At 69.7% G+C, this 21,510-nt stretch carries 12 protein-coding genes, 1 tRNA gene and 1 pseudogene; all 14 read left to right on the top strand.

The features are described from left to right. The first annotated feature begins 205 nt into the window (after positions 1–205). The 14 genes and pseudogenes from NB3_RS06705 to NB3_RS06640 all read left to right on the top strand — a co-directional run bounded on the left by NB3_RS06705 (position 206) and on the right by NB3_RS06640 (position 21,509). Positions 206–568, top strand: coding sequence for a DUF190 domain-containing protein (locus tag NB3_RS06705; protein ID WP_067798038.1), 363 nt, complete (start codon positions 206–208; stop codon positions 566–568). After that, the gene (locus tag NB3_RS06700; protein WP_067798035.1) at positions 565–846 is read left to right on the top strand and encodes a hypothetical protein; all 282 of its coding nucleotides are present in this window, start codon (positions 565–567) and stop codon (positions 844–846) included. Before NB3_RS06705 ends, NB3_RS06700 begins: the two co-directional genes overlap by 4 nt. A 47-nt stretch (positions 847–893) precedes the next feature. After that, positions 894–2,537: a phosphoglucomutase (alpha-D-glucose-1,6-bisphosphate-dependent) gene (gene pgm, locus NB3_RS06695; protein ID WP_067798032.1), complete on the top strand. Its 1,644-nt coding sequence runs from the start codon at positions 894–896 to the stop codon at positions 2,535–2,537. Continuing rightward, a pseudogene (locus NB3_RS06690) lies at positions 2,527–3,756 on the top strand (MFS transporter); the annotation flags it as partial. The gene pgm and the pseudogene NB3_RS06690, both read left to right, overlap by 11 nt. Positions 3,757–4,223: 467 nt before the next feature. Beyond that, complete coding sequence (locus tag NB3_RS06685; RefSeq protein WP_244891789.1) at positions 4,224–4,961, top strand: DsbA family protein; 738 nt, start codon at positions 4,224–4,226, stop codon at positions 4,959–4,961. Positions 4,962–5,654: 693 nt separating this feature from the next. After that, positions 5,655–5,727, top strand: a tRNA-Ala gene (locus NB3_RS06680). A 1,320-nt stretch (positions 5,728–7,047) separates the two neighbouring features. Then, positions 7,048–7,317, top strand: a complete 270-nt coding sequence (locus NB3_RS06675; RefSeq protein ID WP_067798027.1) for an acyl carrier protein — start codon at positions 7,048–7,050, stop codon at positions 7,315–7,317. Continuing rightward, positions 7,314–13,232: an aminotransferase class III-fold pyridoxal phosphate-dependent enzyme gene (locus NB3_RS06670; protein WP_067798025.1), complete on the top strand. Its 5,919-nt coding sequence runs from the start codon at positions 7,314–7,316 to the stop codon at positions 13,230–13,232. Before NB3_RS06675 ends, NB3_RS06670 begins: the two co-directional genes overlap by 4 nt. After that, the gene (locus NB3_RS06665; RefSeq protein WP_157111570.1) at positions 13,229–14,077 is read left to right on the top strand and encodes a nucleoside/nucleotide kinase family protein; all 849 of its coding nucleotides are present in this window, start codon (positions 13,229–13,231) and stop codon (positions 14,075–14,077) included. Before NB3_RS06670 ends, NB3_RS06665 begins: the two co-directional genes overlap by 4 nt. Continuing rightward, the gene (locus NB3_RS06660) at positions 14,074–14,328 is read left to right on the top strand and encodes an acyl carrier protein (protein ID WP_067798018.1); all 255 of its coding nucleotides are present in this window, start codon (positions 14,074–14,076) and stop codon (positions 14,326–14,328) included. Before NB3_RS06665 ends, NB3_RS06660 begins: the two co-directional genes overlap by 4 nt. Then, the gene (locus NB3_RS06655; protein WP_067798015.1) at positions 14,325–16,073 is read left to right on the top strand and encodes a fatty acyl-AMP ligase; all 1,749 of its coding nucleotides are present in this window, start codon (positions 14,325–14,327) and stop codon (positions 16,071–16,073) included. The genes NB3_RS06660 and NB3_RS06655 overlap by 4 nt, the downstream gene beginning before the upstream one ends. Further along, the gene (locus NB3_RS06650) at positions 16,070–17,479 is read left to right on the top strand and encodes a cytochrome P450 (RefSeq protein WP_067798012.1); all 1,410 of its coding nucleotides are present in this window, start codon (positions 16,070–16,072) and stop codon (positions 17,477–17,479) included. The genes NB3_RS06655 and NB3_RS06650 overlap by 4 nt, the downstream gene beginning before the upstream one ends. Then, positions 17,476–20,220, top strand: coding sequence for a PEP/pyruvate-binding domain-containing protein (locus NB3_RS06645; protein WP_067798009.1), 2,745 nt, complete (start codon positions 17,476–17,478; stop codon positions 20,218–20,220). The genes NB3_RS06650 and NB3_RS06645 overlap by 4 nt, the downstream gene beginning before the upstream one ends. Continuing rightward, on the top strand, positions 20,217–21,509 hold the full coding sequence (locus tag NB3_RS06640; protein ID WP_067798004.1) for an aminotransferase class I/II-fold pyridoxal phosphate-dependent enzyme: 1,293 nt from the start codon (positions 20,217–20,219) through the stop codon (positions 21,507–21,509). The genes NB3_RS06645 and NB3_RS06640 overlap by 4 nt, the downstream gene beginning before the upstream one ends. Position 21,510 lies beyond the last annotated feature (1 nt).

Genomic DNA, 21,510 nt, shown 5'->3' with positions numbered 1-21,510 from the left:
CACCCGGCGGTCGCACCACCTTTTCCACCCCACCCGCGAGGTTCGTAGACTCCTCGGACCGGGCGCGGCATTTCCCGCCGCGCTCGTCCGCCTCGGGGGTGGCGGTGGCGTGGCCGGGGCGTCGCAGCCCGGCGCGGGCATGGCACGGTGAGTACCTGGTTCGGCTCGGCGATCGACGGGAACGGCACGACGGAAGGGGGCAGGCATGAGTGGTTCGCAAGCGGGCGCCGCCACGGCGGGACGGTGGCGCCCCGCGGCACGGCTCACCGTGCTGCTCGACGAGGACGACAAATGGCGGCACACGCCCCTGTATCACGAGATCGTGCGCCGGGCCAGGGACGGTGGCCTGGCGGGTGCCAGCGTGTGGCGCGGCATCGAGGGATACGGCGCGTCCTCGCATGTGCACACCACCCGCATGCTCGATATCGCCGACCACCTTCCGCTGATGCTGATGCTGGTCGACGAGCCGGAACGCCTGCGCGCCTTCGTGGAGCGGAACGCCGAACTGTTCACCTCGGTCAACGTCACTTTGACGCCGGTGGACCAGTGGCAGGAAGGTGAGCGATGACCAGACCCCGTGGCGAGCCCGGCGCCATAGCGCTCGCGGCACCAGCGGTTTTCGCCTCGCCGGTGCCGTCGCGCGCGGTGGCCGTTAGCATTGTCGGTTCGGCGCGGCTCGGCGATCAGGGCGGCGCGTCGGCGGGCGATCGATCGCCCGCCGACACGGAAGCGGGCTTCCGCACCGCGCCGATCACGTTCAGCAGGTACGGCGGCGAGGCGTTCCGGCTGGCGGCCGAGGTGAACGTGGCCGCCGGGTCGGCGGTGACCGGGCGGTCGTGGACATGATCCTGATGACGAGCCGGGCACAGCCGATACGGAAGGGAGACCCGAGCATGGCCCACGATCGAGCCGGGCGTCCCGCACGTCCCACCGATCTGGAAGACATCGCGCATCTGGTGACGGCGTACTACAGCCGTGTGCCCGACGCGGAGGATCCGGCTCAGCGGGTGACGTTCGGAACGTCGGGGCATCGCGGCTCCAGCCTGGACGGCGCCTTCAACGAGGCGCACATCCTCGCGATCACCCAGGCGATCGTGGAGTACCGCGCCACCAGGGGCATCACCGGGCCGGTCTATCTGGCCAGGGACACGCACGCGCTGTCGGAGCCCGCTTGGACCACCGCCCTCGAGGTGCTCGCCGCCAACGATGTCACGGCGGTGATCGATGCGCGCGACCGCTACACCCCCACGCCCGCGCTCAGCCACGCTGTGCTGCGCCACAATCGGGGCGGAGCCAAGCACCAGGCCGACGGCATCGTGGTCACCCCGTCGCACAACCCGCCGCGCGACGGTGGCTTCAAATACAACCCCCCGCACGGCGGTCCGGCCGACAACACCGCCACCGACGCCATCGCCGCCCGCGCGAACGAACTGCTGCGTGGTGGGCTCACCGGCGTCAAGCGCACCACGCTGGAGCGCGCGCTGGCCACCGGCGTCGAACGTTACGACTACCTCGGCCACTACATCGACGACCTGCCCAACGTGCTGAACCTGGACGCGATCCGCGGCGCAGGCATCCGGCTCGGCGCCGACCCGATGGGCGGCGCCAGCGTCGACTACTGGGAGGAGATCGGCCAGCGCTACGACCTCGAACTCGAGGTGGTCAATCCCTTCGTGGACCCCACCTGGCGCTTCATGACGCTCGACAGCGACGGCAAGATCCGGATGGACCCGTCCTCCCGCTACGCGATGGCCTCGCTGATCGCGATCAAGGACGACTACGACATCTCCACCGGCAACGACGCCGACGCCGACCGGCACGGCATCGTCACGCCCGACGGCGGGTTGATGAATCCGAACCACTTCCTCGCGGTGGCCATCGAATACCTGGTCGCCAACCGGATGGGCTGGGACGCGCTGACCAAGATCGGCAAGACCGCGGTGACGTCGTCGATGATCGACCGGGTGGTCTCCGTGCTCGGTCGCGACGTGCACGAGGTGCCGGTGGGATTCAAGTTCTTCGTGCCCGGATTGTTCAGCGGCAGCCTCGCCTTCGGCGGCGAGGAGAGCGCGGGCGCGTCGTTCCTGCGGATGGACGGCACGGTCTGGACCACCGACAAGGACGGCATCCTGCTCGCCCTGCTCGCCGGTGAGATCGCGGCCGTCACCGGGCAGAGCCCGTCGGCGCGCTACGTCGAACTCGAACGCCGCTACGGCAGCCCCGCCTACGCGCGGATCGACGCGTCCGCGACCGCGGAACAGAAAGAGCTGCTCGCGAAGTTGACTCCGGACATGATCACCACGAAGGAGATCGCCGGGGAGCCGGTGACCGCCGTGCTCACCAGGGCGCGGGGCAACGGCGCGCCGCTGGGCGGCCTCAAGGTGACCACCGAGAACGCGTGGTTCGCCGCTCGCCCCTCCGGCACCGAGGACAAGTACAAGATCTACGCGGAGTCGTTCCACGGCCAGGAGCACCTCGCCGAGGTGCAGACCGCCGCGGAGGAATTGGTGGGGCAGGCGCTGTCCGGTGACCGGTAGATCCAAGCCCCTGCCCACCGAGATCTGGGTGCTGGTCGGGGGCGCGTTCGTCATCGCCATCGGCTTCGGCCTGGTCGCCCCGGTGCTGCCACAGTTCGCGCGCGGTTTCGGCGTCGGCGTGGCGGCGGCTTCGGCGATCGTGTCCGCGTTCGCTCTCATGCGGTTGCTGTTCGCGCCGCTCAGCGGGCGGCTGGTGCAACGGCTCGGGGAGCGCTCGGTCTATCTCGGCGGCCTGCTGATCGTCGCGGTGTCCACCGGCGCCAGCGCGTTGGCGCAGAGCTATTGGCAGCTCATGCTGTTGCGGTCGCTCGGCGGCATCGGATCGACCATGTTCACCGTGTCGTCGCTGGCGCTGGTCATCCGGATCTCGCCGCCCGAGCAGCGCGGCCGGGTCTCCGGGTTGTGGTCGACCAGCTTCCTGGTCGGCTCGGTGAGCGGGCCACTGGTCGGCGGCGGGTTGTCCGGACTGGGGCTGCGCTGGCCGTTCGTCATCTACGCCGTCGCGTTGCTCGCCGTGAGCGTGGTGGTGCACCTGAGCCTGCGTCATTCGGAACTGGCCGCGCCGGAACCGGTCGGCGGCGTCCGCATGATGTCCTTCCGGGAGGGCTTGGCGCGGCCGGAGTACCGGGCGGTGCTGCTGTCGAACTTCGCCAACGGAGCCGCCGTCTTCGGCGTCCGGATGGCGTTGGTGCCGCTGCTCGTCGTCGAGGTGCTGCACCAGGCGCCGGGTATGGCCGGTGTCGCGTTGACGGTGTTCGCCGCGGGAAACGTGGCGGTGCTGTTCGCTTCCGGGCGACTGTCCGACCGGTGGGGGCGCAAACCGTTCGTCATCGTCGGCTCGCTGGTGTGCGCGGCGGGAACCGCGGGGCTCGGCCTGGCAACCGAGTTGCCGTGGTTGCTCGCCACCTCGTTCCTGGCCGGGCTCGGCTCGGGCATGTTCACGCCCGCCCAGCAAGCGGCTGTCGCCGACATCATCGGCCCCAAGGCGCGCGGCGGCCCGGTGCTGGCCGGCTTCCAGATGGCCGCCGACCTCGGCACCGTCATCGGGCCGGTCGCCGTGGGCGCCCTGGCCCAGCGGGTGTCCTATGGGCTGGCGCTCGGCGTGACCGGCGCGCTGCTGGCCGTGGCCGCGCTCGTCTGGGCCGTCGTCCCCGAGCCGCTGCGGCGGGGGACTCCCGTTCGATCGGAGATTCCCGCCGACCAGTCCGGCGGAGCGGACGACACGGAGCGGCAAGCCCGAATCGATCACGCGCTGAGCGACGTGTCCGGCGCGCCGGTCGCCGACAGCGCGGTGCCGGTGGTGGCCTCCTCCGGGGCGGCTCCGCGTGGAGACGGCGTAGAAGACGCGCTTCACGCCGGTGGTCCTGAATCGGTGGCCGGGGCGTCGGCGGAGTCCGACGGGTTGGCGCGTCGCGCGTCGGCTGTGCGCGGCGATCGCGCTGGTCGCGCAGCGGATTTCCGGACTGTGACGCCCGCGCCGGGGACCGCGGTCGTCGACTCGGAGGTGGCAGATCCGCCGGGACGCCCGATGTCTCGCGGCAAACGTCGTCGGCCGCAGCGGCGTGCCCGCCGCAGGCGCTGACGAGGACAGCTCGCCCCCGATCGGTCGCCGCAGGACGGGACAGGTAGGGATCGGATCGGTGGCCCGGCGGCGGGAATGGTGGTTGGTTGCGGCAAAGTGTCCATGTGAGCGAATCGCGTTCGAAGTACACGCCCCGGCCGATGTCCAGTGCGACCACCTATGCGCTCGGTGCGGTCGCTCTCGTGTTGATCGTGCTGATCGTCATCGCGGCGATCCGATGGGGGCGGGACGACGCGGCAGTCCGGAACGACGGCTACGGTTCGGCGCGGAACGAGACGGTGCACTCGGTGCTCGAACAGAACGGTTCGATTCTGCTCGGCCGCCCGGACGCGAAGAAGACCATCGACATCTTCGAGGACCCGCTGTGCCCCGGCTGCGGCAGCTTGGAGCGCATCTACGGCCAAGAGATCGCGCAGCAGATCGATGAGGGCGCGCTGGCCGTGCGCTATCGCCTGGTGAACTTCCTCGACGCGCGCTCTCGGAGCAAGGATTACTCCACCCGCGCCGTCGCGGCGAACCAGTGTGTGGCCGAGGCGGGTTCGGGACCGGTCTACTCCAAATTCCACACCGAACTGTTCACCACCAAGCGCCCCAGCGAAGGCGGCGCAGACCTCAGCAACGAGGCACTCGCCGCCATCGCGGGCGACGCCGGGGCCACCGAATCCGTCCGGCAGTGCATCGCGACCGGAGCCAAGGTCGACTCCGCCCGCAGCAGCGCCATGGCGCAGACGGCGGCGCTGGGCGCGGCACTGGGCGGCTCCGCGGCCACACCCGCCGTGTTCGACGGCACGACCAAGGTCGACACCAACGACGAGAACTGGGTGGTCTCGCTCACCCGGTGATCGGCGGACCCCGGCGCTGTTCCTGGCACCGACGATATCGGTGATTTCCCTCACCGAGCGCGGTCCCGCTTCCGGCGCGGCACCGGCTGCATTCGGCATCATGACGGATCCGGCCTCGACGGAAGGAAGGGCCGGAACGTCGACTCCACCAAATCGACGCCCCGGCCCGCTCGACGGCGCGACCCGACATCCCCAGCCCCCGAGATCGCCGCCCGCCGAGCTTTCGGTTGGCCTAGGGCCGGGCAACGGCTCCACCTGCCGCCACCCGGCCCGCGCACTCGACAGCGCGATCCGGCCCCCTGCCCCTAGACCGCGCCTCGAGATGTCTCATTTACCCGTACGAGGTTGCGCCGCTACTTGTTTCGCGTTGCGTCCCGACCCGCGAGCCGTGCCGACCGCTCGGCCCATCCCAGTCCAGCGCTCCACGCCCGCGCGCACATCCGTCTCGCGCCAGGCGACCGCTGGACACTCGGAAACGAACAAACCAGCAACCCCATCTGCTCTGCCCATTCCGAGCGTCCAACCGCCTACCGACCCGCACCCCGCACAATCGAAATCACTTCGAACACATGTTCGATACTAACGCCATCCGTCGCCTCCTGTCACCCCCGAATCGAGGCGATTTGGTTGCCGACACACCGTTGGTGTAACTTCATTCAAGCGCGGCGGGGACACCCGGAGCGCAACCAACCAGGGGCTATGGCGCAGCTGGTAGCGCACCACACTGGCAGTGTGGGGGTCAGGGGTTCGAGTCCCCTTAGCTCCACTGGAACGCAAGGTCAGGTCCGGCGAGTTGCCGGACCTGACCTTTTTCGTTTAGGAACCTCTCGAATCCGGGATCGACGACACGACTGACGACAGTGCAGCTCGCGGTGTCGTCGGAGGAGGCGAACAGGGTGTCCATCGAATCCAGCGCGTCGCGCTTCACCGTCTCGATCACCTCCAAGCAGATCCCGGTCGTCACGGTGATCGAGCTGTGCCGGAGGATCTTCTGACGTTGCGCGGCTCGATCGGACGCCCGAGTTTCGGCGTGAACACCCGCCCGTAATCACGCCATTGGTTGCCGGCGCTGTGTCCGGTCAACCGGGTGCGGTCCGGTCCACCGAATCGCCGAACAGCGACTCGGCTGCATCAACGATCTGTAGCGCTGCTGGGCGAAGGCGGATCCCTCGGGGGGAGTTGTGAGTGCCTAGCGGCTTGGAGGGCTGCCCGGGCGGGGTCGTCGGGCTCTGTGGCTTCCGGAGTGGGTAGGCAGATGATGTACTCGGCCATGGGGTGGGAGTCGGTCGGCTAGGGGAGTCGTCCACATTCGCCCCGGAAGTAGTAGTGGACCGTTTCGCCGGGGCGTGGCCTGGGCGAAGTCCTGGTGGGGGCATCATTGTGGACAGTCACAGCTTTTCCGCATACTTGCCGGCACAAAATGAGAGGCGTCACATGCGGTCGGGCGTCCGGGGGTTAGCCGGTAGTTCCTGGCCTCGCGTCGCCGCGTGGCTGCGGTAAAAAGACGGTTACACGTCTTCCTCTATCCGCCGAAATGCGGTAGGGGTGATTTCGAGTGGAAGATACCGGTGGGTCGGTTCGAACTCTTGTCGCTTCGCCGCGAAAGTCGGGCATGAGCTGCCCATTCTCGATCGCGAATCGATTGCTGTTCCCTGGGTAACTGTGGATGATCGTTTGCTATCGATGAACGGGATGCCGAGGCGTCTGGGGCACGGTTGGCTTCGGACACGAATGCTCCTGTCGGAGTTGGTTTCCGGCGACAGGGAGACGGAAAATTAGCCTCCCCGTAGCTGCCTGCTGAAGGGGGTGAGCCACGGGATCTGCTGAATTGCGCCACCCATTTTGCGGGTGTAGAGATGAAAGAACTGGTGGCGACGTCATTGCACTGCAGTGCGGCGGTCGATGACGGACAGTGATTCGATAGACGTTTCGTTGATATCGGAGGAGCTGTGTTTGCGGGTTCGTAGTGTCGAATCCCGCTCCGAGCTGTGCATTCCGTATTCGGGAATTGATCAGGGAATGCACATCGAGACCTTTTTCTCACGTCTGAGAAAAAGGGCTGTTGGACGGTGAAGGGAGACACTGGATGGACGCAGCGGAGACTGTGTCGGCGCATGTGCGCGCGCTGTTCGCAGGAGTTCTGCACGTGCCGCACATCGACATGGACATCCCATTGCTGGATTACGGGCTGGACTCTATTCGGTCGGTGGAGGTGGTAGTCGAACTCGAGCAGCGGTTCGGTATCGCTATCTCCGACGAGGAAGCCGCGACGCTGTACACCGCGCGGGACGTGGCCGAACATGTAGTGGCGAAGACGTCGGGCAGTCGACGAGCCGCGCTCGGAGCACAAGCGTGAACGCGCATGCCGAAGAGCGGAAATCGGGGCGAAGCAGCGTCGTTTGGAACGATTTCGCGGAGTTCAACCGTCCCGGCCTGGCCCAATTGCTGCGATCCTGCCACCTGGACGTGGTGTATACCGCCGCGGAAGGCGACCATCTCGTCCGCGCCGACGGCACGCGGGTGCTGGATCTGGTGGGCGGATTCGGCGCGGCACTGTTCGGGCACAACCATCCAGCGCTGGTACGAGCGGCGACGGCGGTGCTGAATCAGCAGGCGCCGTTCGTGGCGCAGGGCAGCGTCCGGCCCGGCGCGGCGCGGCTGGCGCGGCGGCTGTCCGATTCGGTCGGCGCGAGCACCGGCCGGGAGTACGTCGTCACCTTCGGATCCACCGGCGCGGATGCGGTCGAAGCGGCGATCAGGCACGCCGCGGTCGCGCACGCGCGTGCCCTGTCCGACTTGGACGCCGACATCCGGCGCACGCTGCGTCGGCTGCGCCGCGACGGCCTGCACGACGTGCGACCCGCCGCGCCCGCCGACGACGCCGAGCCGCGTACGGCCGCCGCGGTGCTCACCGAGACGCTGGAGCACATCGCCCGGCTACGCGAACGCGGGCCGGTGTTCGTCTCGCTGGCCGGCGCGTTCCACGGCAAGAGCGCAGGGGCCTTCGCCCTCACCGAGCAGGCCGACACCCCGGCCGACTTGGTGGTGCCCGGTCCCGAGCGGCGCAGGCTGGACACCTGGACGCCGGAGGAGGTCGCCGACGCGTTCGCGGATGAGCTGTGCACGGTGGGCGTCATTGGCTTCGACGCCACCGGCACGCCCGTTCGCAGCTGGCGGCGTCTGTCGCCGGTCGCCGCGGTGTTCGCCGAGCCCGTGCAGGGCGAAGGCGGCGTCCGCGAGGTCCCCGCCGAGACCCTGCGGGCCCTGCGCGAACTGGCGGACCGGCACGCGGCGGCACTGGTTTTCGACGAGATCCAAAGCGGCATGGGACGCACCGGCACGTTCCTGGCGTCGGCCCCGTCCGGCGTGCGCGCGGATTACTACCTGATGTCGAAATCGCTCGGCGGAGGACTGGTCAAGATCGCCGCGCTGCTGGTCGACCGGCGGCACTCGGTCGCCGACTTCGGGCGCTATCACACCTCCACCTTCGCCGACGACGAGCTGTCCGCGACGGTCGCGGACGCCGCGCTGGACCTGCTGCGCGACAACCAGGTCCGGATCAGCGAAGCGGGTGCCCGGCTCCGGTCGCGACTGGACGCGGTGGCCCGCCGCTGGCCGAAGGAAATCGTGTCCGTGCGCGGGCGCGGTCTTCTCCAGGGTGTGGAGCTGCGGGTACCGGAGCCGGAATCCGCGCTGCTGCGCGAGATCTGCGCGCCCGACCTTTTCGGCTACGTCGTCGCCGGATACCTGTTGCATCGCCACGCGATCCGCATGCTTCCGACCCTGTCGGCGCCGACCACGCTGCGGGTTCAGCCTTCGGCCTTCGTCAGCGACCGCGACCTCGACCGGCTGGCCGCGGCGCTGGACGACGTCGCCGCGTTGCTGCACCGCGGCGAGTACGCCCGGCTGCTGGCCCACTTGGCCGCACCGGTCACCACCGAATCCGCGGCGCTGGACCGCGCGCCCCTCCCGCGGCGTGCCGACGCGTCACCGGCGCGAGATCCGCGCCAACCGATCAGAGTGGCTTTCCTGGCGAACCTGCCCGAGGTCGCGGATCTGCGCCGGCTCGCCCCCGAGCTGACGGAATGGACGGACGAGCAGTTCGCGGCACTGTTCGACCGTCTGCGCGCGGTGGCCGATCCGTTCGAACTGACCAGGCGGACGATCACCTCACCGACCGGGGCCGAGGTCGAGATGCTGCTGATCGCGGTGCCGCTGACGGCCGAGCAGATCGTGGCGCACCAGCGCGCCGGCGAACGCGCCTACGTGCGGGAGCTGGTGTGGCTGGCGGTCGAACAGGCGCTAGCGGCCGGAGCCAGGGTGATCGGTCTGGGCGGCTACACGTCGATCGTCACCGACGCCGCGCGCGAGGTAGCGGAGGACACCGTCACCGTCACCTCCGGCAATTCGCTCACGGCGGCCTGCGCCTATGCGGTGCTGCACGCCGAGCTGACCGCGCTCCCGCCGGGACAGCGCCGGGTCGGCATCCTCGGAGCGCTCGGCAATATCGGCGCGGTGATGGCCGAACTCGTTGCGCCACTGGCTGATTCGCTGGTTCTGGTGGGCAGGCCCGGCGCCGGGGCACGGCTGCGCCGGGTGGCGGCCGGACTGCCGGGCGAGGTCGTCGTGAGCGAGGACCTGACCGCGCTGCGCGATTGCCGGGTCGTGGTCACCGCGACCAACTCGGCCGCGCCACTGGTCACCACCCAGCATCTCGCCGCCGACCACCCCGTGCTGATCTGCGATCTGGCCGTGCCCGGCGATGTGGACCCGGCGGTAGCCGCACACCCGCACATCACCCTGGTCGGCGGCGGCCGCATGGCGTTGCCGCTCGGCCAGACCCCGCCCTTCCCGGAAACCGGGCTGCCCGCCGGGATCGTGTACGCGTGCATGGCCGAGACGCTGCTGCTCGGCTTCGAGCCGCGCACCGCGAGCCCGTCCTACGGCGCGCTCACCGCCGCCGGCGTACATCAAGCGCGGGAACTGGCCGCCCGCCACGACCTTCGCCCGGTTCTGCTGCCGACAGGAGCCACCACCGTGATCACCCCCACCACCGCGTCCGGTCCGACACCGATGTTCCTCGGTGCGGCCGACTTCACCCCGTCGCGGGCGGGCGCCAAGGCCGCCACCCTGCACGAATTGCTCTCCGACGGATTCGCCGTCCCACCCGGCTTCGTCGTTCCCGCCGACTTGGACCTGGACGCCGTCGCCGACGACGAGCTGACCGGCTGGGTGCGGTCGATCGGCGGATTCCCGGTGGCCGCGCGCTCCAGCGGCGTGCTCGAGGATCTCGACGACGCCAGTTTCGCCGGACAGTACGAGTCCTACCTGGACATCACCGACGCGGCCGCGCTACGGACGCACATCGAGCAGTGCCGGGCGTCGGTGCGCAATGAACGAGTGCGGGCCTACCTGTCGCGGCGCGGCCTGGCCGAGGCGGACGCGAGTGTCGCCGTCTTGGTGCAGCGCATGGTCGCCGCTCGTTGCGCCGGGGTCGGTTTCAGCATCGATGTGCTTTCGGGCATCGAGGAGAACGCGGTGGTGGAGACCTGCCACGGTGTGGGCGAGCGACTGGTCTCCGGGCAGGTCGCGCCCACTCGCTACACCCTTCGGCTGTCGGATGGCGCCGTGGTGGCGCGCGACGCGGGACAGGAGGACGTCCACCTGGACGCCACCGACACCGCGGCGCTGGCTGCGCTGCTGCTCACCGTGCAGGCGCGCAGGCATCGGCCGCAGGACATCGAGTGGGCGATCGACGGCGACGGCGCATTGTGGCTGTTGCAGTCCCGCGCGGTCACCGCGATCAGCTGGCGCACCGACATCGAGCAGTTCTCCGACGCGGATCTCCGGGACGGCGGCGTCTCGGCGCGGGTGTGCACGCCGATGATGTTCTCGTTGTACGACAACGCCTTCCAGTACTCGATGCAGCGGTTCTTCGAGGGACTCGGGCTGGCCGAGCCGGGGCGGGAGCCGGACTGGATGGCGATGTACTACGGCCGGGCCTACTGGAACGTCAGCGCGGTGAAGCAGTGCTTCCGGCGCATTCCCGGCTTCGACGAGCAGCATTTCGACGACGATCTGGGCGTCCTCAACGAATACGGCCCGCAGGGTCCGATTCGCACCCCGAATACGCCGTTGATCATTGCTCGCGCGCTGCCGGTCGCCCTGGCCGTGCAGCGCAGCTATCGCGAACAGCTCGAAGCGGTGGACGCGTTCGCCGCGAGCTGGCCCGCCAAGTACCAGGCCTGGCGGGAACGGGTCAGCGCGCTGCCGCGGACCGACGAGTCGACCTTCGCCGCCGACCTGGCCGACTGCCTGCTCACCGTGCACGCCGCCACCGAGCGCACCTACTTCACCACCATCTACCACAACTCCAGCCTGCAAACCGATTTCAAGCAGTTGCTGGACAAGGTGGACGCGGCCACCGGTGCGACCACCTCGGCCATCGCCCTCATGGGCGGCCTCGCCGAGATCAGCCACATGGCGCTGCAACGCGGCATCGTCGCATTGCACCGAGTGGCACGGGAATCCGGGCTCGACAGCCCGGAGTGGGACGCGGCGCTCGCGGCCTTTCTCGACGAGCAAGGCTTCCACGCCGACGCCGAACTCGATCTGACCTGCCCGCGCTGGTCGGAGGACCCACAGCGAGTGCGAGCGATGATCGCGGTGATGCTCGACAACGGGACCGTGCCCGCCGATCCCGCGACCACCCTGGTGGAGCAGCGCAAACGCTACGAGTCCGAGCTCGCGGCGGTGCGCGCCCGGGTCCGTGCCCGGCCGACGACGCGGGTGCGGTACGCCAAGGCGCTGGACAAGCAGATCGAGCGGATGCGGCGTTATCTGGTCGCCCGCGAGCGGATGCGCGAATTCTCCTCGCAGTGCTACGCCGTGGTCCGCGCCTACGTGGTGGAAGCCGGTACCCGGCTGGCCGCGGCAGGTGTGCTTGAACACGCCGACGACGCGTTCCAGCTGACCATCCACGAACTGACCGATCTGGTCGCGGGCCGCGCGGCCGGTAGCGACCTCGCGCCCGTGATCGCCTACCGCCGTGCGATGTACGCGGGCTACCGCGATCTCGTGCCGCCGCACGAACTCGGCGGCGGGGTGACCGTCGCCGCGGTACGCGCGGTGGGCGATGGCGATCTGTCCGGCCTCGGATGCAGCCCGGGCGTGGCCGAGGGCACGGCCCGGGTGATCACCTCGCTGGACCACATCGACCAGCTGCGCGAGGGTGACATCCTCGTCACGCGGTTCACCGATCCCGGCTGGACGCCCGCGCTGGGGTTGGTGGCCGGCGTGGTCACCGAAGTGGGCGGCATGCTGTCGCACGCGGCCGTGATCGGACGCGAGTACGGCATTCCGGCCGTGCTGAACGTGGCGGGGGCGACGACGGCGGTGCGATCGGGCCAGCGCATCCGGGTCGACGGCGGTGCGGGCGTGGTGCAGGTCCTCGACGGCGGTGATCCGGCGGACGAACCCGCCGCGACCGAGTCGGTCTCCCACGCGCACCGACCGGACACCGCGATTCGCGAAACGCCGGAAACGGACCCGCCGCCGATCCGGCGGATGCCTGAAACACCCGTCGAGACAACCAATTTCACAGTACTGCCGCGTATTCCGCGCGGTTCGGGAAAGGACACCGCACTGACCGCACGCAAACGTCTCATCTGCCTGGCGGGTGGCGACGGTTCGGGCAAGACGACCCAGGTGGCGAGGATCGCCGCCGAGTTCGAGGCGCAGGGCCACAGCGTGGCCGCGGTGACGATCTGGGACGCGTTCCTCGACCCCAAGATCTCCTCGAAACTGCCCTGGGGCAGTCCCGCCGAGATCTACGGCTACCTCCAGTTGCTCAGCCCGCTCAGCCGTGCGCACTTCCTGTTCCACGCCATGCAGCTCTCGCTGGACCTGGCCGCCGAACGCGACGCGGACATCGTGCTCGCCAACGCCTATTGGTACAAGTACTACGCCACCGAAGTCGCCCACGGCGGTGACCCGGCCGTGCTGCGCAGCCTGGCGGCGGGGTTCCCGGAGCCCGATCGCACCTTCTACCTCACGGTGCGTCCGCACGATGCGCTGGCGCGCAAGCGATTGCGCAGTGATTACGAGAGCGGCTACGGCGACGAGGAGTCGTTCCTGACCTTCCAGCAGCGCAGCCACGAGGCGCTGGACGCTCTGTCGGAGGAACTCGGCTGGATCCGCCTCGACGGCGCCGCGGCGCCCGCCGATGTCACCCGCGCCGTGCTCGCCCAGTTGCGCGAGGACGACCGATGAGCACCCGCCGGGTGGCACTGGTCGGCATCGACGGCGCGGGGAAGTCCTCGGTGCTGGCCGGGCTGCGCGCGCTGGCCGAACCCGCCGGGGTCGGCCGGTTCGCCTCGATGACCTGCCCCGACTTCCACGACACCAGGGACGTCCCGCTCGCCGATCTGTCCCGGCAGCTCAGAGCGTTCAGCGTCGGCTGCGACGAGATCGGCGACGTGGCGATGAAGGCCACCGCGATGTATCTGCAGATGACCCTGTTCGGCCCGGTCGAACAGCACCTTCTGCGCACCTGGGCGCCGGATGTGCTGGTCTGCGAACGGCATCCGCTGATCGAACTGCTGGTCTACGGCCCGCTGTATGTGGCGCTGGCGGGCACCGACGGACGCTGCCGCGAGCGGGAGGACGAGATCGCCGCGGTACTGGAACGGCATCGGCCCGGCACCTTCGCCGACATCCTGGCGTGGCAGCACGCCCAAGCCGCCCGGCTCGGCAGTTCGCCGGACCCGTGGCTGCTGCTGTCGGAAATCGCGGAGCTGGTCGGACGCGACATCTCCGGCGCGGTGTCCGGTTTCGCCGAACGGTTCCGCACCACACTGCCCGACGCGGTGCTGTGGCTGGACGCGCCACCGGAGCAGGCCGCGGCACGCTGCGTGCAGCGGTCGGCGCACGGGCCCGTCGAGGCCCATGAGACGGCCGAGCGGCTTGCCGCTCTGCGCACCGGCTACGAGCGGGTGCGCGAAACCCTCGCGACCGCGTTCCCCGAGGTGGGATTCCACCGCATCGACACCGGCGACGGCGTCGATATCGAGGAATCGGTGCGCTCCTGCGTGACGGAAGGGAAGTTGCTGGGATGAGCACGCGCGGTGATATCGGCGCGGCCGATCTGGAGGCGCGGGTACGCGCGATCGTCGGGGAGGTGCTGTGGGTGTCCGCCGCCGAGTTGGACCCGGCGACACCGTTGATCGACTACGGACTCGACTCGCCGACCGCCATCGAACTGACCATCCAGCTGGAACAGGCGTTCTCCGTGAGCATTCCCGAGGATGTCGCGGTCCGGCTGACCACGGTCGCCACGATCGTGCGATACGTCGAGGACCAGGCATGACCACACCATCCGATGCGCTGCGCCCGGCATACCCGAGTATCGTGCACGCACTGCTGGCAGGCGGCGAGCGGGGCACGGCAGCGGCGTCGACGACCATCATGGCCGAGCGTGCCGCGGCACCCGGCGCCGACGAGATCGCCTGGCGGCACGATGATCTCGTAGAGGTGGCGAGCCGGGCGGCGGCCGGATTGGCCGACGCAGGGGTGCGCGAGGGCGATCGGGTGCTGCTGTGCCTGCCCACGTCGGCGGAGTTCGTCACGGCGTTCTTCGGCGCACTGCTGCTCGGCGCGGTGCCCACGGCGATCGCCACCCCGGGCGGATTCGGGGCGGCGGAGATATTCCTGGACCGTTTCACCCGGCTGCTCGCCTATCTGGAACCCGCGGCCGTGGTGGCCGCCGGATCGGTGCTGGCCGATGTGCCGCTGCCCACGTCGGTGGCGGCGATCGACGCCACGGTGTTGCACGCGCTGGCCGGCGCGCCGGACGCACCCGCGTTGACGCCTCGCCTGCCCGCACCGGACGATCTCGCCTTCATCCAGGCCACTTCCGGCTCGACCGGCGCACCGAAGGGGGTCCAGGTCACCCACGCGAATCTGGCCGCCAATTGCGAGCAGATCGCCCGCGCCGCCGCGATCGGACCCGGCGACACCTGGGTGAGCTGGCTGCCGCTGCACCACGACATGGGACTGATCGGCGGATTCCTCACGCCGCTGTTCCGCGGCGTCGACGCGGTGCTGATCCCGCCGAACCGCTTCCTGCGTCATCCGGCCGACTGGCTGCGGGCGGTCCACCGGCATCGGGGAACCCTCACCGCCGCCCCGAATTTCGCCTACGGCTATGCCGCGGCGCGGATCGCCGACAGCGAACTCGACGGGCTGGACCTGTCCACCTGGCGGTTCCTGTTCTGCGGAGCGGAACCGATCCATCCGGCGACGGTGCGACGGTTCGTCGACCGGTTCCGCGCCTGGGGACTTCCGTCCGACGCGCTCGTGCCGTGCTACGGGTTGGCCGAGGCGTCGCTCGCGGTGACAGTGTCACAGCCGCGGGCGCCGATCGCATACGACTCGATCTCGCGCCGGGCACTCGCCGAAGACGATATGGCTGTGGATGTTCCGTCCGACGATGGCGACGCGCTCGACATCGTCGACTGCGGCGCACCCGTGGCGGGCACCGAGGTCCGGATCGTGGACGAGAACGGTGACCCGCGCGGCCCGGATCTGATCGGCCGCGTGCAATTCCGCGGACCGTCCACCACGCCGGGCTACTTCCGATTGCCCGAAGCGACCGCGGCCACGCGCGTGGACGGCTGGTGGGACACCGGCGATATGGGCTATCTGCGGGATGGACGACTGCGGGTCACCGGGCGGCGCAAGGATCTGATCATCATCCGCGGTGCGAACTATCTGCCCACCGACTTCGAGATCGCCGCCGAACAGGTGCCGGGCGTCCGGCCCGGCGGCGTGGCCGCGGTGGGAGTGACCGACGCCGAAGGCATGTCGGAAGAATTGCATCTGATCGTCGAATCAGCTCTGGTGCCAGAGGAATACGACGCGCTCGCCCGGGCGATACGCGCCGCGGTGAGCAAACGGACCGGGGTACTGGCCGCGGGCGTACGCATTGTGGCGCCGCGCAGCATCCCCAAAACCACGAGTGGGAAGGTGCAGCGCGCCGCGGCACGACACCTGCTCGAGGTCGATCCCGACGCGCTGGTCGGCGCCGGGCGCGGGGGAGATGCCGCGCGATGACACTGCTGACCCGAAACGGCGACCGCCGCTTGGACGGTCCCGTCCTGCGACATCCGCTCGGCGCCTACCCCGACTATCGAGCCGACCCGCTCACCCTGTTCTACGAGTCCGGTCTCGCCCACGGCAGCGTGCGGCTGCGGCTGGCCCACCAGCACGTGCACCTGCTGGTCGAGCCAGAGCACATCGAACAGGTGCTGGTCACGCACGCGACACGATACGAGAAGGGGATCAGCTACCGGAGCCTGAACCATCTGCTCGGTCCCGGCCTGCTGACCAGCGGCGGCGAACTGTGGAAGCGTCAGCGCGCCTTGATCAAACCCGCGTTCGCGCGGCGTCACGTGGAAACCGAGATCCCGCTCATGGTCGAGTGCGGACACCGGCTACGCGCCCGCCTGGACGCGCGCGCCGCGGCGGGCGCGGCGTTCGACCTGGTGCCCGAGGTGATGGGATTCGCCGCCGACGTGGTGTGCCGCGCGGTACTCGGCGCGGACATCGACGGCGTGCTCCCGCAGATCGAGGACGATGTGCGCGACGGCGTTTCCTGGGTGATGCGGCACATGGCCGCGCCGATCCAGGTGCCGCCGCGGGTGCCGACGCCGGGCAATCGGCGCTTCCACGGCGTGCGGCGGCGGCTGCATCACGTGGTGGACGAGGTGATCCGGCGGCATCGGCACACCGACGGTGACGCCCACTCGCTGCTGGCCCGGCTGCTCGCCGCCCGCGACGACGCCGGGCACGCGATGGACGACGCGCAACTGCGGCACGAGGTGCTGACCTTCCTGCTGGCCGGTCACGAGACCACCGGAGGGGCGCTGGCCTGGACGATCTACGAGCTGTGCCGCAACCCCGCCGCACTCGAGCGGGTGCGCGCCGAAATCGACCTGCTGTCGGAAGGCATGGACGATCCGGGCGCGATGCGCGCCGCACTGCCCGAACTGGAGTACACCGGCCGCGCGATCGACGAGGCGATGCGCCTGCACCCGCCGGCGTGGGCGTTCAGCCGCACCGCGCTCGCGCCGGACCATTTCGACCGGTTCGACCTGCGTCCCGGCGCGATCGTGGTGATCAGTCCGTTCGTCAACCACCGGCTACCCGATTTCTGGGACTCGCCGCTGACCTTCGACCCCGACCGGTTCACCAAGGAGCGGAACCGGGCGCGCCCGCCGTTCCGGTACTTCCCCTTCGGCTGGGGCGCACATCTGTGCGTGGGTCAGCAGATGGCGTTGATCGAGATCCGCGTGGGTCTCGCGATGCTGCTGTCCCGCTATGACATCGAACTGGTGAACGGGATGCGGGTGCGCGAGCGCCCCGAGATCTCGAACACCCCCGACCCGGTCCTGGTCCGGCTGACCCGGCGCGAGCACGCCGCCGCGGCGATCCCGGCCAGACAGGAGACCGCCCGATGACCAGTACCACCACCGGCGCGATACTGCGCGCGGAAACCCTCGCCACGGACCCCGACGCCGAGGCGCACGCGGGCGCCAAGGCCGCCAACCTCGCCAGGCTGCACACCGCCGGGTGTCGTGTCCCGCCGTTCGCGGTGTTGAGCACCGACGCGTGCGCGCGTGTGCTCGCCCCGGCGGCCGACTCCATCGCCGACCTGCTGGCCGGACTCGACACCGACGACCCGGCCGCGCTGCGGGCCGTCTCGCCGCGGATCCGGGCGCTCGTCGAGGCGCTGACGCTGCCCGCGGACATCGCGGCCGAACTGGATGCCGTTGTCGCCGAGATGTCCACCGCAGGCTCGTCCGCGGCGGACGTGCGCTTCGCCGTCCGCTCCTCGGTGCGCGGCGAGGATTCGGCCACCGATTCCTTCGCCGGGCAGCTCGACACGGTGCTCAATGTCGCCGCGACGGGCCTGCCCGCCGCGATCGGCACTGTGCTGGCCTCCGCGTGGTCGGAGCGGGCGCTGTTCTACCGGGCGCGCCGTGGTCTCGACGCGACGCCGATCGCCTGCGCCGTCGTGGTACAGGTGCTGCTCGACAGCGCCGTCTCCGGGGTGGTGTTCAGTTGCAACCCGCAGACCGGTGATCCCGCCGAGGCGGTCGTCGCGGCGGCGCTCGGATTGGGCGAGGGCGTCGTGGCGGGAACAGTCGACTGCGACACCTATTTCATCGATCGCGACACTCGCACCATCACCTCGCGTGTCGTAGTCGACAAGCACAGCCGCGTGACGCCGTCGCCCGACGGTACGGGCACCGCCGTCGAAGACCTCGGCGACCCGGTGCGGACCCCGGCGCTGTCGGACGCTCAAATCCTCGAATTGGCCGCGACAGCAGGAGAACTCGCCGACCGCTTCGGCGCGCCCCAGGACATCGAATTCTCCTACACACCCGACGGCCTGCTGCATCTGTTGCAGGCCAGGCCGGTCACCGTGACCGGTGCGGAGGAGACCATCTTCGACAACGTCAACGTCGCCGAGTCGTATCCGGGAATGTCGAGTCCACTCACCTTCTCCGTCTTGCGAGCGGCCTACGAGCAGGTCTTCCGGGCCTGCCACCGGGATTTCGGCGCCACCGCGCGGATCGTGGAGCGCAACGCCGCCGATCTGTACCCCTATCTGGTCGGCACGGCGCGCGGCCGGATCTACTACAACATCAGCAACTGGTACCGGCTCTTCCTCGAGATTCCCGGCATGGAATTCGCCATCGAGGGCTGGGAGGCCGCACTCGACATCGAGAACCGATACCGGCGACCGGACGCGCCCGCCCATGGCGTCGCCCGGGTGCGCGCGGTCGCCCTGCGGCTACGGGTGTTCGCGGTCATCCTGCTCGGCTGGCTGCGGCTGCCCCGGCGACTGCGCGCATTCTTCAGCGAACTGGCGGCGATCACCGCCGACCTCGATCGCCGCCTCGACCCGGGCACGCCGGAGCGCGAACGCGACGCGCAGGCGTTGCTGGTCTGGATGGAACGCTTCTTCGCCGAGCTCGTGCCCGTGTATTCGGTGCAGATCTTCAACGACTTCCTCGCCCAGCAGATGTTCCATGTGGTCGGTCTGCAGCTACGGCGGGCGGGCTTGACCGAGGACGCGGCGCTCACCCTGCGCAACGAGCTGTTCTGCGGTGAGGACGGCGTCGACAGCGTCGACCCGGTGCGTTCGGCGCTCGCGCTCACCGCCCGAGTGCACACCGATTCGGCGCTGCGCGCGCTGTTCGACGGCCCCGCCACCGCACGGGAAGTGTGGACGACGTTGTCGGAGGATCGGTTCGCGGACTTCCGCGCCGCCTGCCTGCGCCACATCGCGGAGTTCGGCGACCGCACCGTGGACGAGCTGAAGCTGGAGACCGATCCGCTGGGCGAGCACCCCGAACGGCTGGTGCCGATGCTGCGCAACTACCTGCGCGGCGGGCAGAACGCCGACGACATGATCGCGCGGGAGCAAGCGATCCGCCGCGCGGCGGAGCACACGGCCGCCGGACTGTTCGATGGTAAAGCCCTACGGCGCGCAGCCTTCCGCCTCACGCTTCGCTTGGCGCGCGAACACGTCAAGCAGCGCGAGAACATGCGTCTGGGCCGCAGCCGCTCTTTCGGCTTGGTGAAGCGAGTATTCCGCGAGTACGGCAGACAGCTGCACGCGTCCGGGCTGCTGGACGATCCGCGTGACGTCTTCTGGCTGACCTACGAGGAGATCGCCGCCCTCACCCGCGGCACCGCGGTGGACACCGACGCCGCCCGCACCGTGGCCCTGCGCAAGGCCGACCACGAGCGCTGGCGTGCCCAACGACTGCCCTCCCGCATCGTCACCACCGGGATCGCCGCGGCAGGCATCGCCGACCCGACGCTGGAGGAACCGGACGACGGCGTCGTGGCCGGCGCTCGGGTATTGCGTGGAATCGGTTGTGCCCCCGGCCGTGTCGAGGCCCCCGCGTTGGTGCTGCGCACCCCGGACCCGGACGTGGCGATCGACGGCCAGGTGCTGGTGGCCTCCACCACCGACCCGGGATGGGTGTTCCTCATGGTGGCTGCGGGCGGTCTGGTGAGCGAGCGCGGCAGCCTGCTGTCGCACACGGCCATCATCGGACGCGAACTCGGCATCCCCACGGTCGTCGGGGTCCCTGGCGTCACCCAGTTGGTCGCCAGCGGCGACGTCCTGGTGCTGGACGGCCGGGCCGGAACCGTAACGCTCGGTAAGGAGCAGCGAGCATGACAGCTCCCGATCTCGCCCACGGCGAGAACTTCAGCCTCGAACACTATCTCGACCCCACGGCACACACCTTCGAACAGCGTTTCGCGGAGTTCCGCCCCTACGCCGAGCACGCCCGTGGCAGCGGGTTCGTGCTGCGCGAGGTGGCCGGTCCTTCCGGCGCGGTCGTGCCGGTGCGCGATCCGGGGACCGGCGCGACCGACGAGCTGATCATGCTCGGGTCCAACAACTACCTCGGCCTCGGCAACGAACCGCGGATCGCCGAGGCGGCCATCGCGGCGATCCGGGAATACGGTGTCGGACACGGCGGCCCGCCGCTGCTCAACGGCACCACGACGCTGCACCGGCGGCTCGAGGAACGGCTGGCCGAGCTCAAGGGCAGCGAAGCGGCCATGCTGTTCTCCTCCGGCTACGCCGCCAACGTCGGCTGGGTGACCGGTCTGCTGCGCAAGGGCGACGTGCTGCTCTACGACGAACAGAATCACGCCAGCCTCTACGACGGCATCCAGCTCGGCCGGGTGCGCTCGATGGCGTTCGCCCACAACGACTTACGTCACTTGCGTCACCGGCTGATGCAGATCAGGTGGCGCAATCCGGGCGCGAACATCGTGGTGGCCGTCGAGGGCGTGTACTCGATGGACGGCGACATCGCCCCGCTACCGGAGATCCGCGCGCTGTGCGACGCCTTCGGCGCATGGCTGGCGGTGGACGACGCGCACGGCACCGGGGTGCTCGGCGCACGCGGCCACGGCACCGCCGAGCACTTCGGGCTCGGAGCAGGCGCCGTGGAGCTGTCCATGGGCACGTTCTCGAAGGTCTTCGCGAGCACCGGCGGTTTCGTGACCGGCTCCAGGGATCTGGTGGACACGCTGCGCTTCTTCGCCCGGTCCTACATGTTCTCCGCGGCGCTCGCGCCGCCGGTGGTCGCGGCGGTGCTCGCCGGGATCGACTTCCTGGCCGAGCATCCCGATCGGGTCCGGCGATTGCACGACAACGTGGCGTATTTCGTGCGCGGATTGCGCGCCATGGGTTTCGCGGTGGATCCGCAGACCGCGATCATTCCGATCCTGGTACCGCAGCGCCTCGCCGTCGCCGACGTGGTCACCGCCCTGCACCGGGAGGGCGTGTTCGTCAACGGCGTCGAATTCCCCGCGGTGCCCCGCGACCAGCAGCGCTTGCGGATCAGCATGATGGCCACCCTCACCCGCGACCACCTCGATCACGCGCTGGACCGGATCGACACCGTCGCCCGCCGCTTCGGCTTCCATCCCGAGCAGGAAGGGATCGCCTGAT

This window comes from Nocardia beijingensis NBRC 16342 (assembly GCF_001612785.1).
GTDB classification, from domain to species: domain Bacteria; phylum Actinomycetota; class Actinomycetes; order Mycobacteriales; family Mycobacteriaceae; genus Nocardia; species Nocardia beijingensis.
Note: the sequence above shows the minus strand (reverse complement) of the source record. Positions and strands in the feature narration are given on the sequence as shown.

Bases quoted from the DNA above. Each gene is read 5' to 3' on its own strand.
- NB3_RS06705 (WP_067798038.1), top strand. From the start codon at position 206: ATGAGTGGTTCGCAAGCGGGCGCCGCCACGGCGGGACGGTGGCGCCCC.
- NB3_RS06700 (WP_067798035.1), top strand. From the start codon at position 565: ATGACCAGACCCCGTGGCGAGCCCGGCGCCATAGCGCTCGCGGCACCA.
- pgm (WP_067798032.1), top strand. From the start codon at position 894: ATGGCCCACGATCGAGCCGGGCGTCCCGCACGTCCCACCGATCTGGAA.
- NB3_RS06675 (WP_067798027.1), top strand. From the start codon at position 7,048: ATGGACGCAGCGGAGACTGTGTCGGCGCATGTGCGCGCGCTGTTCGCA.
- NB3_RS06665 (WP_157111570.1), top strand. From the start codon at position 13,229: ATGAGCACCCGCCGGGTGGCACTGGTCGGCATCGACGGCGCGGGGAAG.
- NB3_RS06660 (WP_067798018.1), top strand. From the start codon at position 14,074: ATGAGCACGCGCGGTGATATCGGCGCGGCCGATCTGGAGGCGCGGGTA.
- NB3_RS06655 (WP_067798015.1), top strand. From the start codon at position 14,325: ATGACCACACCATCCGATGCGCTGCGCCCGGCATACCCGAGTATCGTG.
- NB3_RS06650 (WP_067798012.1), top strand. From the start codon at position 16,070: ATGACACTGCTGACCCGAAACGGCGACCGCCGCTTGGACGGTCCCGTC.
- NB3_RS06645 (WP_067798009.1), top strand. From the start codon at position 17,476: ATGACCAGTACCACCACCGGCGCGATACTGCGCGCGGAAACCCTCGCC.
- NB3_RS06640 (WP_067798004.1), top strand. From the start codon at position 20,217: ATGACAGCTCCCGATCTCGCCCACGGCGAGAACTTCAGCCTCGAACAC.